Below are 16,748 nucleotides of genomic sequence, written 5' to 3'. Positions count from 1 at the left end.
AAGGACTATTCAGGAGAAACGTGACAGACCGTCCTGCTTTTAGTACCAATTGCGCCTTCAAGCGCGCAATGGGTTGTGACACAGCCTGGCATTGCATAGGCTTGCGCGATTGTTTCGCCCGCACAGGTTGCGAGCCGCTTCGAGGAGAATGACCATGGGTTTGAATAATCAGTGGATGCAACGCGACCTTGCGGTGCTGTGGCATCCCTGCACCCAGATGAAAGACCACCAGCAATTGCCGCTGATTCCCATCAAACGCGGTGAAGGCGTGTGGCTGGAAGACTTCGAAGGCAAACGCTACCTCGATGCCGTCAGTTCCTGGTGGGTCAATGTGTTTGGCCACGCCAACCCGCGCATCAACCAGCGCATCAAGGACCAGGTGGACCAACTGGAACACGTGATCCTTGCCGGCTTCAGCCATCAGCCGGTGATCGAGCTGTCCGAGCGCCTGGTGAAGATGACGCCTGAAGGCCTGACCCGCTGCTTCTACGCCGACAACGGTTCGTCGTGCATCGAAGTCGCGCTGAAAATGAGCTTTCACTATTGGCTCAACCGTGGCTTGGCGAACAAGAAGCGCTTTGTCACCCTGACCAACAGCTACCACGGCGAAACCATCGCCGCGATGTCGGTAGGCGATGTGCCGCTGTTCACCGAAACCTACAAGGCGCTGCTGCTGGACACCATCAAGGTGCCAAGCCCCGACTGCTACCTGCGCCCCGAAGGCATGAGCTGGGAAGAGCATTCGCGCAACATGTTCCTGGCCATGGAGCAGACCCTGGCCGAAAACCATGACACCGTCGCCGCCGTGATCGTCGAGCCACTGATCCAGGGCGCCGGCGGCATGCGCATGTATCACCCGGTGTACCTCAAGCTGCTGCGCGAGGCCTGTGATCGTTATGGCGTGCACTTGATCCACGACGAAATCGCCGTGGGCTTCGGCCGCACCGGGACCATGTTCGCCTGTGAGCAAGCCGGTATTCGCCCGGACTTCCTCTGCCTGTCCAAGGCCCTGACCGGCGGCTATCTGCCCCTGGCGGCCGTGGTCACCACCGAAGATGTCTACAGCGCCTTCTACGACGATTACCCGACCCTGCGCGCGTTCCTGCACTCCCACAGCTATACCGGCAACCCGCTGGCCTGTGCGGCAGCCCTCGCGACCCTGGATATCTTCGAAGAAGACAACGTCATCGAAAATAACAAGGCCCTGGCCCAGCGTATGGCCACGGCCACCGCACACCTGGTGGATCATCCCCACGTGTCGGAAGTGCGCCAGACCGGCATGGTGCTGGCCATCGAAATGGTCCAGGACAAAGCCACCAAGGCCGCCTACCCGTGGCAAGAACGCCGTGGCCTCAAGGTATTCGAGCACGCTCTGGAACGCGGCGCGCTGCTGCGACCGCTGGGCAGCGTGGTGTACTTCCTGCCGCCTTACGTGATCACGCCGGAGCAGATCGACTTTCTGGCCGAAGTGGCCAGTGAAGGGATTGATATCGCGACCAACAGTAAAGTCAGCGTAGCGGTGCCCAAGGATTTCCATCCAGGGTTTCGTGATCCGGGCTGATGACCGACGCTCCTACATAACTTTTCCAGAGAACAGAAATGAGACTGTCCCGTTTTTTTGTCGACGCTCCACTGAGCATTGGCGACCACGAGTTGCCCGAAGCCCAGGCCCACTACATCAGCCGCGTATTGCGCATGGGCGAAGGGGACGCCGTGCAGTTGTTCGACGGCTCCGGCCAAGAGTTTCGCGGCAGCTTGCTGGAGGTCGGTAAAAAGCGCGTGGTGGTGCAACTGATCGAAGCGTTCGAGGGGCAGATCGAATCCCCACTGCACATCCACCTCGGCCAAGGCTTGTCCCGGGGCGAGCGGATGGATTGGGCGATCCAGAAAGCCACCGAGCTTGGGGTCAACGAGATCACTCCGATCTTCACCGACCGCTGCGAGGTACGCCTGAAGGACGAACGCGCCGACAAACGCCTGCTGCACTGGCGTCAGGTGGCAATCAGCGCCTGCGAGCAATGCGGCCGCTCCAAGGTGCCGGTGATTCATCCACCGTTATTGCTCGCGGACTGGCTGAAGCAGACCGAGGCGCAGTTGAAGTTGGTGTTGCATCCGGTGGCTGAGCCGTTGGTGAGCCACGCCAAGCCAGCAAGCCTGGCGTTCTTGATCGGGCCAGAGGGTGGTTTGACGGATGGGGAAGTCGAGACCGCACAAGCGGCTGGCTTCCATTCCGCACGGTTGGGTCCGCGCGTACTGCGGACCGAGACTGCGCCGGTTGTAGCGTTGGCAGTGGCCCAACAGCTGTGGGGCGACTTCTAATCTAACGTTGCAAACCCAATCAAATGTGGGAGCGGGCGGGCTCTCGATCACTGTAGCCGCTGCCGAGGCACGAGGCTGCGATGCGTGTCCGCAGGACCGCCCCGGGGCCGCTACGTCGGAATGCCGCACCAAACCCATCGCAGCCTCGTGCCTCGGCAGCGGCTACAGCGATTGTGAGCCCACCTCCTCCCACGTTTTGACCGGGTTATTACTCCACCGGATCACTCACCGGTTTGGCGATAATCGCCTTCAACTCGCTGGTCATCGGGAACTCCAGGTTCAAGCCCTTCGGCGGAATCGGCTGTTGGAACCAGCGCTGGTACATCCCGTTGATCTCCCCCGAGCTGTACAACCCCGCCAGGGTTTCATTGACGACCGCGAGCAATTGCGGATCATCCTTGCGCACCATGCAACTGTAGATTTCCCGCGACTGCTCCTCTCCCACCACTACCCAGTTATGGGGATCTTTGGCCTTGGCGCGCTCGCCGTAGAGCAAGGCGTCATCCATATAGAACGCGACTGCCCGGCCCGACTCCAGCATCTTGAACGCTTCGCCGTGGTCCTTGGCGCTGATCACTGACATGTTGAGTTTGTGATCGGCGTTGTAGCTCTTGAGAAACCGCTCGTTGGTGGTGCCTGCGGTGGTGACCACATTCTTGCCCTGCAAATCGGCAAAACGCTGGATGCCGCTGTTCTTGGCCGTCAGCAGTTGGCCTTTCACGTAGATGAAGCCGTAGGAAAACGCGACCTGCTTCTGGCGCTCGGCGGTCACACCGGTGGAGCCGCACTCCAGATCCACGGTGCCGTTCTGCACCAGCGCGATACGGGTCTGGGACGTCACCAGGTTGTACTTCACGTTGAGGTTCGGCACGCCGGTTTTTTGCTGGATGCGCTCGACAATCTTGTTCGCCAGGTCTACCGAGTAACCCATGGGTTTACCCGTGTTATCACCGACATAAGAAAACGGCACCGACGCATCGCGGTAGCCCAAGGTGATGCTCTTGGCCTTGGCGATCTTGGCCAACGTGCCATCCAGAGGGGCTTCGGTGGCGTGGGCTTGAGCACCCAGCAACAGGCCAAAAATACAGAAAATCATCGGGCTGCTCCGCAGCCCAACGGGGGACAAGCCCCCTCGCCACAATTTTTGCATTGTTATTCTCCGTTGGTTTTCTTGTTATTCAGATGCGGCGGGCAGCAATAACGCTGATTTCCACCAGTACATCCGGGCGTGCCAGTTCTGCTTGCAGGGTGGTACGGGTCGGCGCCTGGCCTGGCGAGAGCCAAGCCGACCAGACGTCATTCATCGGCGCAAAACCATCCTGGATATTTTTCAGGTAGATGGTTGCGTTGAGCAGATGATCCTTGTCACTGCCGGCCTCGGCCAGCAGTGCATCAATCTTGGCCAGGACTTCCTCTGTCTGGGCCGTCACATTCCGGCCCTCGCCCGGCACTTGGCCAGACAGAAACACCAGGTCCTGAAAAATCACGGCGCCAGAAAGCCGACTGTTGCTGTTGATTCGAGTGATGGTCATCGGTGCATCCTCAGGCGGCGCGGGGAGCGAGGCCCTGCATATCAATGGAAGTCGTGTGCTGGCCGATCAGCTCGGCCAGCAATTGGCCGCTGCCGCAGGCCAAGGTAAACCCCAGGGCACCATGACCCAGGTTCAACCATAGGTTGCGATAGGCACTGGCACCAATCAGCGGCACACCCGTCGGCGTGGCCGGGCGCATGCCGGCCCATTCAATCGCCTGTTCATAATCACCGGCCAGAGGGAAAGTCTCACAGGCCTGGCGCTTGATCAGAGCCAGGCGCTTGGGTTCCAGGCGTGGGTCAAAACCGACGATATCCACCATCGCCGCCACCCGCAGTTGTTCACCAATGCGTGCATAGACAATTTTGCGGTCGTAATCGGTGATGCTGATATTCGGCGCCTGGTGCTGCTCGCCAATCGGTACGCTCAGGCTGTAGCCCTTGAGGGGGTACAGCGGCAGCGACACGCCGGGCAACGCCAGCTCGGCGCTGCGGTGACCCGCCGCCAGTACCAGATGCTCCACGGGCAGTACCTCGGCGCCCAACTCAATGGCCTGCACCGTGCCGTCGGCATGGCGAATGCCAGTCACCTTGCGCCCCAGCAAGAACGTACAGCGGCCCGAGGCTTGCAGCCTGAGCGCCAGTTGCTGGCAGAAGCGGTGACAGTCCGCCACTTCTTCATTGGGCGTGTAGATGCCGCCGACAAACCCGCTGTCGCCCAAGGTGGGTTCCAACCGGGCGCAGTCCGCCGCCGAGAGCACTTGCTGTTGCAGGCGGTCTGTCACTTTGTTGCGGGCGTTTTCGAAGGTGCCGTGGCTGCGAAAGGTCACCAGCTTACCGTTGCGCCGCCAGTCAAAACCGTCCAGGACGTCCTCCTGGCGCCAGCGCTGCAGGACGTCCTGGCTCAAGCTGGCCAGCCGCAGCAGGTGCCCGCCGTTGCGCTTGTTGACCGACGCGCGGCAGGCTCCCAGGAAGGAGGCCATCCAGCGCCACTGTGCCGGGTCCATACGCGGGCGCAGCTTCAACGGCGAGTCGCCCCGCAGCATCCAGCCGATGGCTTGCAGGGGTACGCCTTTATCGGCCAGGGGCGCGACGTAGCGATAGGACAGTTGGCCGCCGTTGGCGAAACTGGTTTCACTGCCCAGGGTTTCCCGGGCTTCGACCACGGTCACTTCACAGCCTGCGCGCACCAGGGCGTAAGCGCTTGCCAGGCCGATAACCCCGCCGCCGATGATGCAAACCTGCTGAGCCATGTCTGTCCTTAAACCGTTTTTGATCAGGCTTGAACAGTAGGGCCAGGTGACAGGCGCCGAACAATGAATAAAGATGGGTCACCCATAAACAAAGGTTATGGACTCATCATGCGCTTGCGTCATATCGAAATCTTTCAGGCCATACGCCAGACCGGCTCCGTCAGCGCTGCCGCACAATTGCTGCACGTCTCGCAGCCAGCGGTGACCAAGGTCCTGCAGCATGCCGAACTCCAGTTGGGCTTCCCGCTGTTTCTACGGGTACGCGGCAAACTACAGCCCACCCCGGAAGCCCTGGCCCTGGAGCGCGAAGTCGACAAGGTCACCGAGAGCCTGCAAGGGGTGCGGCGCCTGGCGCAGAACCTGAGGCGCGCCCCCGGCCAAAGCCTGCGTATCGGCGCCACACCGGCCCTCGCGCTGTCATTGCTGCCACCGGCCATTCGTGAATGGACCCAACGCTACCCGGACATCGCCTGCGAGCTGTCCAGCGCCCACAGCCGGGAGCTGGTGCAGAACCTGTTGATGCGCGAGATGGACGTGGCGTTGACCTTGCAGCCGCCCGATCACCCAGGCCTGAACGCCCAGGCCTTGGCTCACGGTGTGCTGGTGGCGTTGGCGCCTCGCAATTACTGGCCGGAAGCCGAGCAGGGAAAACCACTGCCATTGATGGCGCTGGCAGACGCGCCGTTGATTGGCCTGTCCAGCGCCGATCCGCTGGCGGCAAAGCTCGACAGTTACCTCGAAGCGGTCGATCCACCGCCACGGATCAGCATTTCGGTGCAGACCTATTCGCTGGCCCGGGCGATGGTCGAGTCCGGTGCGGGATTGGCGGTGATCGATCCGTTCACTGCGCTGGGGGCATCCACGGCGATCACCTGTATTCGTCCACTGGCACCGCCATTGCCGATCACCTTGTATGCGCTGACCCGCGCCGATGAGCCACCGCCGCATATGCTGGCGAGCTTGCTGGAGATCTTCGGCAGTCGTGCCCAGGAGCAGTTGGATCGGCTGTAGCCGCTGTCGAGGCACGAGGCTACACACATCAGCGATTACAAGACGTACACCATGATCGCCACAAAATGCAGCAGGCTCCCGCCGATCACAAACAGGTGCCAGATCCCATGGGAGTGCCGCAGCCGGTCCTCCAGGGCAAAGAAGATAATGCCCACGGTGTACAACACACCGCCCGACGCCAGCCAGATAAAGCCTACCGTGCCCAGCGCAGCAATCAGCGGCTTGACCGCCACCAGCACGATCCAGCCCATCACCGCATAGATCACGATCGACAGGATTCGCGCCTCGGAGCGCGGCTTGATCTCCTGCAGGATGCCGATCACCGCCAGCCCCCAGACAATTCCGAACAGCGTCCAGCCCCATGGCCCGCGCAATGTCACCAGGCAAAACGGCGTGTAGCTGCCGGCGATCAGCAAGTAGATCGAGAAGTGATCAACCTTCTGCATGATCTCTTTCTTGCGCCCGCGCACGCTGTGATAGACCGTCGATGCGCTGTACAGCACCAACAGCGTGAAACCATAAATCGCCACACTGACAATCTTCCACGGGCTGCCATCGAGACTGGCAACCACCAACATCCACACCGCGCCGACAAAGGCCGCGACCGCCCCGAGCAAGTGGCTCCAGGCATTGAATCGTTCCCCGTGATACATGTGCCACTCACCTCGAATAACCGTTACTACTTCACTGGGCGTTGCAAGACAAGGCTCCAGCCTTGGGCATGAAAGTGCAAGACTGTTCTGACGTTCCGGGTAGAAGTCGCGTTACATGGCTGGGAGCCTCACGATTTTAGGGGCACAATCGACGGCATTCGAACGAGAGTCACCCCATGCTGATCGACGAAGAGTTCACCCTCAAGAAGCTGGAAATTTTCCTGGCGTTCATGCGCACCGGCAACCTGGCCCGTGCCGCCGCCGAGTTGCAGACCAGCAACGTCAGCGTGCACCGCGCGATTCACTCATTGGAAAACGCCCTGCGCTGCCCGCTGTTCAAGCATGAAGGCCGCAACCTCACACCGCTGGAAAGCGCCTATGTGCTGGAGGAGCGCGCACAGAAGCTGATCCAGGACGTGGTCGACAGCGTGCGCCTGACCCGCGAAGCCGCTGGGTTCTCCGCCGAGCGCTTCAAGCTGGGCTCGCTGTATTCGCTGACCGTCAAGACCGTGCCACAGCTGATCATGGGTTTGAAGATTCGCCGCAGCGAGCTGAACATCGACCTGATGCTCGGCTCCAATTTCGATCTGCTGTACAAGCTCAAGAACATGGAAGTGGACGCCATCCTGATCTCCCTGGACGAGCGTGCCAACGACCCGGACTGTGCGCAGATTGCGCTGTTTTCCGACGATATCTTTCTCGCCACGCCAGCCGATTCACCCTTCGACCGCGAACAGGAAATCGACCTGGCGGACGTGCGTGACGCCACCTTCATCACCCTGACCCAAGGCTTCGCCACCCACCAGGATGGTAGTCGAGTGTTCAAGCAGGCGGGCTTCGAACCCAAGGTGGCGATGCAGGTCAATGACATCTTCACCCTGCTGAGCATGGTCAGCTCTGGAGTGGGTTATGCGCTGCTGCCGGGGCGGATTGCGGCGGTGTATGAGAACCGGGTGAAGCTGATTCCCCTACAGCCGCGCTATCGGTTGCAGCAGCACATTGGCGTGGTGTTTTTGAAAGCCAAGGAACGCGATCCGAATTTGCTCGCGCTGTTGGCGGAATGTCGGATGTATGCCAATCGGCAAACATGAAAGCCCTGTAGCCGCTGCCGAGGCACGAGGCTGCGATGGGCTTGGTGCGGCATTCCGACGCAGCGGCCCTTGAGGGCGGTCCTGCGGCCCGCATCGCAGCCTCGTGCCTCGGCAGCGGCTACAGGATAGAACCTAGCCCACCAACCCGCGCACGATGAAGTAGAGCAACGAAGGCCCCAGTAAACATCCAAGCCCGGTATGGAACGTCGCCGTCAACGCGCCATACGGCACCAACCGCCGATCCGTCGCGGCCAGGCCCGCCGTCACACCGCTGACGGTGCCCGCCAAGCCGCCAAATACCATCGCCGAGCGAGGGTTATCCAGGCCCATCCAGCGCGCCGCCATGGGCGTACCGACCATCACAAGGATCGCCTTGATCAAGCCGGTCGCGATGGACAGCGCCACCACATCGGAACTCGCGCCCAGTGCCGCACCGGTCACCGGCCCGACGATGTAAGTCACCGCCCCCGCACCGATGGTGGTCATGCTCACCGCATCACGATAACCAAACGCCCAGGCAATGCTCGCTCCCACAATAAATGGCAGCACCGTACCCAACAGCAAGGCTACAGCGCCGATCCATCCAGCCTTGCGCGCCTCGGTGGCTTGCACTTCAAACGCGGTGGCCACAATCGCAAAGTCTCGCAGCATCGCCCCGCCCATCAACCCAATCCCGGAGAACAGCGCCACATCGGCCAAGCCCTTCTGCCCGCCTGTGATCGTACCGCCGACCCAAGCCAGCACCAGCCCGATCACAATGGCGATGGCCGAGCCATGAATCCGGCCGAAGGTCAGGCGCTTGGACAGCACCACGGAAATCCACATCACCACGCCGACGAAGGCAAAGGCGGTGACCAGGCCGTTATGTTCCAACCCTTTCTCGATGAGGTCCCACATATCAGCGACCTCCCGCGGCAGGTGAAGCCGGTATCAGCGGATCTTCATCGGGCAGCGGCTCACCCTTGTGGGTGCGACTGATCAGGGCAATGGTGCAGCCGCAAATCACCACCGAACCGATGGCCGCCAGCACCGCCACCGGGCCGCCATGCAACGCGGTAACCACGTTTTGTTGCGCCGCCATCGCCACCACCACCGGGATATACATCGCGCCCCAGAAGCCGACGCCCATCTCGCAATCCTTGGTCATTCCGCCGTTTTTTTGCATCCATAGCCGCGCACAAATCAGCAGGATCATCGCGATCCCCACGCCGCCGACATTGGACTTCACCCCCAGCAGAACGCCGAGCAGGTCGCCCAAAATTACGCCTGCCAGCGTACAGATCGCCAGCAACGCCACACCGTAAATAATCATGATGGTTGTCCTCAAAGTGCTTCATCGAAATTGTTGTTTTTGTGCTTCGAAAGCCTTGGGTCGTGCTTTATCGGTGGCGGCATTCCTCCTCTTGCAGCAGCGCCTGCAAGGTGTCCAGGCGCGCGCCTTCGAAGGCGATCACCGTGCCTTGCTCAAACACCCGTCGCGCCAGGCCGCTGAGCACCGCACCGGGGGGCAGTTCGATCTGCAGTCGCACGCCGCGCTCATAGGCGCTTTGCACGGTGCCGCGCCAGTCGACGATGCGGCACAGGTTGAATGCCAAGTCGTCGCGCAGCTGTTCGATATCGCGAATGGGACGAGCGCGGGTGCTGCTCAGATAAGTAATGGCCGGGACTTTCAGCGAGACCTGAGCGAATGCCTCGGCCAGCGCTTCGGCAGGTTTTTCCAGGAGCGCGCAGTGGGACGGCACGCTGACAGCCAGGCGCTTGGCAACGCCAGTCCCTCGGAGAAGATTCGCCACGGCCTTCATCGCTTCGTTGCTGCCAGCTATCACGGTCTGGTTATCGGCGTTGATATTGGCCAGGTAAACCGGGGTTTGCGGGGTGTGGATTTGAGCGATCAGGCCTTCGACGGCGTTCAACTCCAGGCCGATGATTGCGGTCATGCCATAGCCCTGGGGATAAGCTTGCTGCATCAGCTCACCGCGCAAGCTGACCAGTTTGAGCGCGTCGGCAAAGCCCAGGGAGCCTGCGATCACCGCCGCCGGATAAGCACCGATGGAGAGGCCTGCAACGTAGTCCGGCCGGTGTTCCAGCAAGCGCGCGCCAGCGACGCCGGCGATCAACAGGCATAGCTGCACAGCCCGGGTTGAAGCCAATGCCTCGGTTGAGTCGAGCATCAGCACGTCCTCATTAAGGGCCGTGCTTGCCTCCTCCAGTATCGGGCGAGGCAACTGCTGGAGCATGCCCGCACGCTGGGCGCCCTGCCCCGGGAACACCAGAAGACTGCTCATACCATGGCCTGCCACGGATCCAGTACCAGCTGCGCGCCGCTGGCGCTTTTCAGCAGCACCCGACGTGATGGTCCGGCCCACTCACGCAAAGCGACGGCGCCAAACGGGGTTTGCAATTGCAGGTCCACGGCGCACACCGCCGTGTCCAGTATCGCCAGCAGATCCTCTGCATCGCCTCGATCAAGCCGAGCGGGCGTGCGTAAAATCAAATCCAGATCACTCTTGGCATGCAGCGCTTCGATGCCGCTGGCCAGCTCAAAACCGGCACTGCCGACAACGCCCCAGTGCTCCCGCGCCAGCACCGGCCGCAGTTGATCGAGCGCCTGCAACGCCGGCAAATCCCGTGGCGATATCACACCGCACAGCGCCTCTGGCACCACGCGCCGCTGCACGGCCGCGATCGGCATCACGGCGGCGAAGCGTTGCTCACGCAAACGCCCCCGCACGCCCACCGCCACATGCCCGGCCTGTGCAATCGCGCGCCGCACCACCACCGGATGCCCGGCACTCAGCGCCTCCAGCGCCCACGCCGGTGCATCGGCGGGCACGTGCGCCGGAGTCATGCCCCAGAGCAAATCGTGGGCGTTCACCATTGCTCCCGCAGCAACTGGCGCACATGCGCGGAGGCCGCACGATTGGCGGCGCCCAGGCGCCCACTCAAATCAACACCACCTGCTTGCACGTCCTTGATAGCCTGCACCAGGCAGTCACTCACACGCGCCAGATCGTCCGTCGTCGGTTGTTCAATCTGGCTGACAGTCAGCGTTTCCCAGAGCAAGCCCAGGCTGGCAAAACTGTCGATGTCATAAGCCATGGGCGGCACGCTGGCGGCCAAGGCTTCCAGTTCTTCAATGCTGCGCAAGGTCACACGCGCTGCCGAAGCCTTGCCCATCGCATGGACCATCACTCCAGGATCACGCAGGGCGATCAGGCGGTTGGCTTGATAACCGTGGGCGAGAAACGCACCGGACATGGCCTTGCCCACCAACAGCGCAATCACCGGGTGCCCGGCCAATCGTGCACGGGCGTAGCTGTCGGCAGCGGCGGCCAAGGCCTGATGAATGCCCAGCGCTTCTTCGCGGCGACCATAGGCCTGGCTGGGCACGTCGACGATGGCGATCAGCGGGCGCTTGTCGCCCGCTTCGATCACTTCATCCACCGCCTTGGCCAAGCCCCAACCTTCAAGTAAACCGACTTCGCCATTGCGAGCACGGGGGAAGCGATTGTGCGGATCGGTGACCACGGCGATGAAGCGCACGGGTTGATCACCGAGCACACCATCGGCAACCTTCAAGGAGTTCGGCAAACCACTCACAGGCGTTGCACCCGCACTCAATGCGTTGAACCACTGCAACCCTCTCATGAGCGTTCTCCCTGATACAGATCGCGGACCGTCGCCGGATCAATTTGCGGCTCGGCGTCCAGCACAGCCAGGCGTTGCAGATAGTGTTCCGCCTGACGGCTGCGCTGAATGGTGGGCAAACCTTGCTGCAACAACTCGGTGACTTGCTGCTGAATCTGCGCCACATCGTCCGCCACATAACGGTCGGCCAAACCGCTGGCAAAGCGTTGTTCGCCACCGGTCAGGCTCCAGATAAACGGCCGGTCACGGGAGTCGTACTCTTCAAGACCGGCCTCCTGTTCGATCACTTGCGGACCATTCAGGCCAAGTCGCGCTTCGCGTGTCACCAACAGGTAGCTGCACAGTCCTGCTGCAATCGACATGCCGCCAAAACAGCCAACGCTACCCGCCACCACGCCGATCACCGGCTGGTACTGGCGCAGGTCGACAATCGCTGCGTGGATATCGGCAATCGCGGCCAAACCAAGATTGGCTTCCTGCAGGCGCACACCGCCGGTTTCCAACAGCAGCACGGCACAGGTGGGAATACCGTTGCGGTTGTCCTCGGCGGCCAGCTCCAGTGCGCCGGCGATTTTCGCCCCGCCCACTTCACCGAGACTGCCGCCCTGAAAATTGCCTTCAATCGCGGCGATGACAACGGGCAAGCCGGCAATGGCGCCCTTGGCAATTACGACACCGTCATCCGCTTGAGGCACTACGCCCTGGCGACTCAACCACGGCGACATCACCCGTTGGAACGGATCGATCAACTCACGGAAGCTGCCTTCGTCGAGCAAGGCCTTGGCGCGCTGCCGAGCGCCGAGCTCGACGAAGCTGTGTTTATTGAGCAAGTCAGTCATGAGCGATCTCCTCGAAGCCTTGCTCCAGCCGCAAACGCACTACACCTGGCGTGGCGCCGAAGTCGTGGATATCGATGTTCAACGCAGGTGGCGTCTGCTCCTGGAAGATCCGCTCGAACAGGTGCTGCCAACGTTGCTGTGCGCCATTGACCGAGGTCTGCACCTGGATGGTCAGCGTCCCGGCGGTGCCCGGCTCCAGCAGCACTTCCAGGTCACCTGAGCCGACGCAACCCACCAACGCCCGGCCCTTGGCCGGCTGCCCGGCGGGGAATTCAAAGGATAAGGTTTCCATCAAGACGCTCCGTCAATGCGGTCGAGAAACAGGCAGGCGGCCAACAGATCGGCGGCGCCACCGGGGGAGGCATTCAGGGCGAGCAGTTGCTGGTCCAGCTCATGCAGTTGACGACGCCCGGCGAGGCTCGCGCTGCCGCCTGCGTCCAGCACCGCTTGGGCGCCCTGTTGCATGGCCTGCAACCCTTCCAAACCTGCGCGGTAAAGCACACAGGTGTCGGCCAGGTCGGTCATGATCGCCAGCAACGCGTCGAGGCGAGCGTTCTGTTCGCCGTGGTGTTGCAGGCGGCTTTTGTTCAGTTGTGGCAGGCCGCGTTGCAGCACGGAGGGGAAGCCCAGTTGCGCTTCTTCACGGGCGCCGCGTGCGCCATAACGTTGGGCGACTTGAGCACCGTGGCTGAGGGGTTGAGGGGCATGGCAATCGTTGAGCAAAGCCAACCGTGCGGCACGTAACGCTACCGCGCCAGCGCCAGTGGATTCAGGTTCCAGCGCGGCAGCGGCGACCAATAATCCGAGGGCCCAAATCGCACCTCGATGCGTATTCACCCCCCCCGTAGTGGTGAGCATTGCCTGCTCGCCCTCACGGCCAATTCGCCCAAGCGCCTCGCGCAGCGGCAAACCGATTTCACCCAGTTCGATGGCCGCGTCAGCCATCGCCTTGAACGTCGGCCACAACGACAGCGCCGAAGCGTGCATCAGACCCAAGTGCAAATCACGGTGGGCACCGTTGCCACGTCGGTCCACCAGGGCCGGTTTGGGTGACAGGTCGGCTTCATCGATTAGCGCATCGACCGCCAGGTCAGCCAGGTGCTCGGCCAATGTCAGTGGGTGCCAATTGAGTGCGTGCATTTACCAGCTCCTGAACTTGGCGGGCGGGTTGTACAAGCCACCGGACCACTCCACTAGATCGGCCACGCTCTTGGCCGCCAGCAGCTCGCGGGTGGCATCGGTGCGGCGGATGCCGAGGTCTTCGGGCAAAGCGATCAACCCTTCGCGGCGCATGCGCGCGGTGTCCTTGGGGTTGTGGCGCATACCGATGGCAGTCACCCCAGCCACGGCAGCGATCATCGCCTGGCGTTCTTCCAGGGATCTGGCCTTGTACAGGTAGGCAATGCCTTCTTCGGTGAGCAAGTGGGTGACGTCGTCGCCGTAGATCATGATGGGCGCCAAGGGCATGCCGCTTTTGCGCGCCACTTCCACCGCATCAAGGGTTTCGACGAAGGTGGGTTTGCCGCCCTCCTGGAAGGTCTCGACCATTTGCACCACCAGTTTCTTGCCGCGTTCGAGCAAGGCTTCGGGCGCATCGTCGTGGCGCATGTCGAGCCAGGCCGACGTGCCATGGCGGCGGCCGCGCGGGTCGTGGCCCATGTTCGGTGCACCACCAAAACCGGCGAGGCGACCACGGGTTACGGTGGAGGAATGACCGTCGCCGTCGACCTGCAAGGTAGCGCCGATAAACAGGTCCACCGCGTACTGACCGGCCAGTTGGCAGAACATCCGATTGGAACGCAGGGAGCCGTCGCGGCCGGTGAAGAACACATCCGGACGCGCGGCGATGTAGTTTTCCATGCCCAGTTCAGTGCCGAAGCAATGCACGCTTTCGACCCAACCGCTTTCAATAGCGGGGATCAGCGTAGGGTGGGGATTGAGGGTCCAGTTGCGGCAGATCTTGCCCTTGAGCCCAAGGGATTCGCCATAGGTCGGCAAGATCAATTCGATGGCGGCGGTGTTGAAGCCGATGCCGTGGTTCAGGGACTGAACGTTGTGTTTTTCGTAGATGCCACGGATCGCCATCATCGCCATCAACACATGCACCGGCTTGATGTGCCGTGGATCGCGAGTGAACAGCGGTTCGATATAGAAGGGTTTGTCGGCCACCACCACGAAGTCGACCCAGGAGGCCGGGATATCCACACGGGGCAGATCGCTGACGTCATCCACCAACTGGTTGACCTGGACGATGACGATGCCATCGCTGAAGGCCGCCGGCTCGATCAACGCTGGCGTGTCTTCGGTGCTGGGCCCGGTGTAGATATTCCCGGCACGGTCAGCCATAAAACCGGCGGACAGCACCACGTTGGGGATCAGGTCCACCACCAGCCGCGCATAAAGTTCGATGTAAGTATGAATCGCGCCGATTTCCAGCAGGCCATCTTCCAGCAACTGGCTGATGCGTAGGGATTGCGTACCGGCGAAAGAGAAATCCAGCTTGCGGGCGATGCCCTTTTCAAACAGGTCCAGGTGCTCGGAACGGCCAACACTGGGCATGATCATGTGCAAATCGTGGAGCTTGGCGGGGTCGACCTTGGCCAGGGAGCGCGAGAGGAAATCGGCCTGTTTCTGGTTATTGCCCTCCAGTACCACGCGGTCGCCGGGGAGGATCAGGGCTTCCAGGGCTTCGACGATTCGGTCGCTGGGAAGTACAGCGCCGTCGGCGAACGAAGCTACTCGCGCCAGCCTGCGCCGCTTCTCGTCGCGCCGCCGCGTCCAGCGCGAGCCGGGGGAAGTTGTTGTTGTCATGGTCGCTCCACGGGTTTGCTGTCGTGGGCTGTACCTTAGGAGGGTATTGGGAGGGCATCAATCAAGCTGGGCGGTGAACCGTTACGATTGGAGTAATGGTTCATCAACAAACGCTGAGGCTCGGACTCAACGCACTTTAAGTGTCAGCCCTTTCAAGGTCTTTGAAAAACAGTTTTGCGGCTAATACCGATCAATTAGGGGCGAACACTGACCTTGTGGCGAGGGGGCTTGTCCCCCGTTGGGCTGCGAAGCAGCCCCAATAAGGCTGCCGCGTTCTTTCAGGCAGAACTCAATGGCAGGTTTTAGGGCTGCTTCGCAGCCCAACGGGGGACAAGCCCCCTCGCCACAAGGTCAGTGTTCGCTCTCCAAATACGGCTGACTTTTCAAAGACCTTGAAAGGGCTGACTTTAAGTGTGAGAGCGGCGGTGTTCGTGCAAACGTGCGCAGCAGTCCCAAAATGGGAACGATCAGTCCCTATTTGGGACCGATCCATTTTTATGGAACAGACGATGGAGCCACCTGTTCCAGTGCCTGATCCACCAACAACTGCCCCAACTCACTCATCTGTTGAATTGCCAGCACTACTCCTCGCTGCGAACCTTCCAATTCAAAGGCCAGAGTAGAAGTCAACGCATTAAGCGACGCGAATGTTTCAGAGGCGTTGACCAGCAGGGCTTCGGTGGATTGAGCAGGAGCGACTGTAAAGGCGGATGCCGAAGACGGAAAATAGTGGCCTATGGCACGCTCGGCGGCAGCCTTGAGCTTGCGGCGCTCAAACGAGGTGTTTTGCCGCGGGTTGGGGGTAGGTTTGAACATGATGAAACTCCTAAACAGTTAGTAAGGAGCGCCACCTTCCGCTTGCACGCGAATTAAGGGTGGCGACCGTGCGCAGGTGTGCAAGACCGGGCCTGTTTAGGACACCCAGCAGGTCCGAAGACCTCCTGCGCGCAGCCGCCATAAAGCAGCGAGCACAAAAAACGCCCGTTTGGATGGCTGGGCGTTTGTACGCCTAAACAGTTTCGTCGGACTTGCACGTCCGTGTCACCGTTTTTTGCGGTGACAGAGGAAGACTAGGCGGGATAACCGCGAGCGACAAGTTCACGCATTGCGCGAAAACGTGCAGGAAAAGTCCGAAGGCATCACCATCACCGAAACGGCTCGACGCCTTGACTGCGCCCGGGAAACTTTCTCAAAGACCCTTCATGGTCATGTCTGCCCTGAGCGGTGAAGCTAGAGCGCGCAGGCAGGCATCAGCAAAGCGCGACTATGGTTGTTGATGCAAAGCGCTTACAGCCTGTGGCAGGCGGAGCATCGCGAGCAGCCGTAAATCAAGCGATTTGCCCGGATTGATTGAATGGACAAAATGGATGCGATTGGCCAAACACACGAGATCAAGTGTGGGAGCTGGTTTACCTGCGATAGCCATAGGTATCTACACAATTGCGCAGGTGCCTGATTTTCTGTAGCCGCTGCCGAGGCATGAGGCTGCGATGCGGGCCGCAGGACCGCTTAGGGGGCCGCTACGTCGGAATGCCGCACCAAACCCATCGCAGCCTCGTGCCTCGGCAGCGGCTACAGCAATTGTGTAGATA

General features: G+C 61.2%; 18 protein-coding genes and 1 pseudogene. 5 read left to right on the top strand and 14 right to left on the bottom strand.

Going from position 1 to position 16,748, the window contains the following annotated elements; translation table 11 throughout:
* Positions 1-154 precede the first annotated feature (154 nt).
* Both J7E41_RS07425 and J7E41_RS07420 read left to right on the top strand, forming a co-directional pair.
* On the top strand, positions 155-1,561 hold the full coding sequence (locus tag J7E41_RS07425) for an adenosylmethionine--8-amino-7-oxononanoate transaminase (RefSeq protein ID WP_214991281.1): 1,407 nt from the start codon (positions 155-157) through the stop codon (positions 1,559-1,561).
* A gap of 38 nt (positions 1,562-1,599) precedes the next feature.
* Positions 1,600-2,319, top strand: a complete 720-nt coding sequence (locus J7E41_RS07420) for a 16S rRNA (uracil(1498)-N(3))-methyltransferase (RefSeq protein ID WP_214991279.1) — start codon at positions 1,600-1,602, stop codon at positions 2,317-2,319.
* A 208-nt stretch (positions 2,320-2,527) separates the two neighbouring features.
* Here the strand turns inward: J7E41_RS07420 and J7E41_RS07415 are convergent, their stop codons facing one another.
* The 3 genes from J7E41_RS07415 to J7E41_RS07405 all read right to left on the bottom strand — a co-directional run bounded on the left by J7E41_RS07415 (position 2,528) and on the right by J7E41_RS07405 (position 5,103).
* The gene (locus J7E41_RS07415) at positions 2,528-3,415 is read right to left on the bottom strand and encodes a transporter substrate-binding domain-containing protein (protein WP_214991277.1); all 888 of its coding nucleotides are present in this window, start codon (positions 3,413-3,415) and stop codon (positions 2,528-2,530) included.
* Between the two features lie 82 nt (positions 3,416-3,497).
* A complete protein-coding gene (locus J7E41_RS07410; RefSeq protein ID WP_214991275.1) occupies positions 3,498-3,851 on the bottom strand; it encodes a RidA family protein in 354 nt (117 codons plus the stop codon).
* A 10-nt stretch (positions 3,852-3,861) separates the two neighbouring features.
* Positions 3,862-5,103: a D-amino acid dehydrogenase gene (locus J7E41_RS07405; protein WP_214991273.1), complete on the bottom strand. Its 1,242-nt coding sequence runs from the start codon at positions 5,101-5,103 to the stop codon at positions 3,862-3,864.
* A gap of 108 nt (positions 5,104-5,211) precedes the next feature.
* Here J7E41_RS07405 and J7E41_RS07400 point away from each other — a divergent pair, with 108 nt between their 5' ends.
* Positions 5,212-6,114, top strand: coding sequence for a LysR family transcriptional regulator (locus J7E41_RS07400; RefSeq protein ID WP_214991271.1), 903 nt, complete (start codon positions 5,212-5,214; stop codon positions 6,112-6,114).
* A 35-nt stretch (positions 6,115-6,149) separates the two neighbouring features.
* Here J7E41_RS07400 and trhA read toward each other — a convergent pair whose 3' ends face one another.
* On the bottom strand, positions 6,150-6,767 hold the full coding sequence (trhA, locus tag J7E41_RS07395) for a PAQR family membrane homeostasis protein TrhA (RefSeq protein WP_214991269.1): 618 nt from the start codon (positions 6,765-6,767) through the stop codon (positions 6,150-6,152).
* Between the two features lie 176 nt (positions 6,768-6,943).
* On the opposite strand from trhA, the gene J7E41_RS07390 reads away from it, so the two are divergent.
* Positions 6,944-7,858, top strand: coding sequence for a LysR family transcriptional regulator (locus J7E41_RS07390; protein ID WP_214991267.1), 915 nt, complete (start codon positions 6,944-6,946; stop codon positions 7,856-7,858).
* A 132-nt stretch (positions 7,859-7,990) separates the two neighbouring features.
* Here the strand turns inward: J7E41_RS07390 and madM are convergent, their stop codons facing one another.
* The 10 genes from madM to J7E41_RS28305 all read right to left on the bottom strand — a co-directional run bounded on the left by madM (position 7,991) and on the right by J7E41_RS28305 (position 15,894).
* Positions 7,991-8,755: a malonate transporter subunit MadM gene (gene madM, locus J7E41_RS07385; RefSeq protein ID WP_214991265.1), complete on the bottom strand. Its 765-nt coding sequence runs from the start codon at positions 8,753-8,755 to the stop codon at positions 7,991-7,993.
* 1 nt (position 8,756) lies between these two features.
* Positions 8,757-9,170 (bottom strand): malonate transporter subunit MadL, encoded by a 414-nt coding sequence (gene madL, locus J7E41_RS07380; protein ID WP_214991263.1) that lies wholly within the window; start codon positions 9,168-9,170, stop codon positions 8,757-8,759.
* A gap of 67 nt (positions 9,171-9,237) precedes the next feature.
* Positions 9,238-10,143, bottom strand: a complete 906-nt coding sequence (gene mdcH / locus J7E41_RS07375; protein ID WP_214991261.1) for a malonate decarboxylase subunit epsilon — start codon at positions 10,141-10,143, stop codon at positions 9,238-9,240.
* A complete protein-coding gene (locus tag J7E41_RS07370; protein WP_214991259.1) occupies positions 10,140-10,736 on the bottom strand; it encodes a malonate decarboxylase holo-ACP synthase in 597 nt (198 codons plus the stop codon). The genes mdcH and J7E41_RS07370 overlap by 4 nt, the downstream gene beginning before the upstream one ends.
* The gene (gene mdcE, locus J7E41_RS07365) at positions 10,730-11,506 is read right to left on the bottom strand and encodes a biotin-independent malonate decarboxylase subunit gamma (RefSeq protein WP_214991257.1); all 777 of its coding nucleotides are present in this window, start codon (positions 11,504-11,506) and stop codon (positions 10,730-10,732) included. The genes J7E41_RS07370 and mdcE overlap by 7 nt, the downstream gene beginning before the upstream one ends.
* The gene (locus J7E41_RS07360; RefSeq protein ID WP_214991256.1) at positions 11,503-12,345 is read right to left on the bottom strand and encodes a biotin-independent malonate decarboxylase subunit beta; all 843 of its coding nucleotides are present in this window, start codon (positions 12,343-12,345) and stop codon (positions 11,503-11,505) included. The genes mdcE and J7E41_RS07360 overlap by 4 nt, the downstream gene beginning before the upstream one ends.
* Positions 12,338-12,637: a malonate decarboxylase subunit delta gene (locus tag J7E41_RS07355; protein ID WP_214991254.1), complete on the bottom strand. Its 300-nt coding sequence runs from the start codon at positions 12,635-12,637 to the stop codon at positions 12,338-12,340. Before J7E41_RS07355 ends, J7E41_RS07360 begins: the two co-directional genes overlap by 8 nt.
* The gene (locus J7E41_RS07350; protein WP_214991252.1) at positions 12,637-13,485 is read right to left on the bottom strand and encodes a triphosphoribosyl-dephospho-CoA synthase; all 849 of its coding nucleotides are present in this window, start codon (positions 13,483-13,485) and stop codon (positions 12,637-12,639) included. Before J7E41_RS07350 ends, J7E41_RS07355 begins: the two co-directional genes overlap by 1 nt.
* Positions 13,486-15,156: a malonate decarboxylase subunit alpha gene (gene mdcA, locus J7E41_RS07345; protein ID WP_214991250.1), complete on the bottom strand. Its 1,671-nt coding sequence runs from the start codon at positions 15,154-15,156 to the stop codon at positions 13,486-13,488. It abuts the gene before it with no gap.
* A 495-nt stretch (positions 15,157-15,651) separates the two neighbouring features.
* A complete protein-coding gene (locus J7E41_RS28305) occupies positions 15,652-15,894 on the bottom strand; it encodes a DUF6124 family protein (protein ID WP_353049390.1) in 243 nt (80 codons plus the stop codon).
* Positions 15,895-16,261: 367 nt separating this feature from the next.
* Between J7E41_RS28305 and J7E41_RS27960 the strand changes: the two are divergent.
* Positions 16,262-16,483: pseudogene (locus tag J7E41_RS27960) on the top strand (HigA family addiction module antitoxin).
* The last annotated feature ends 265 nt before the right edge of the window (positions 16,484-16,748 follow it).

Origin of the sequence: Pseudomonas fluorescens (assembly GCF_018614655.1) — a bacterium.
Lineage (GTDB): Bacteria > Pseudomonadota > Gammaproteobacteria > Pseudomonadales > Pseudomonadaceae > Aquipseudomonas > Aquipseudomonas fluorescens_BX.
The sequence above is the reverse complement of the archived record's forward strand: the minus strand, read 5'-3'. Positions and strand labels throughout refer to the sequence as shown.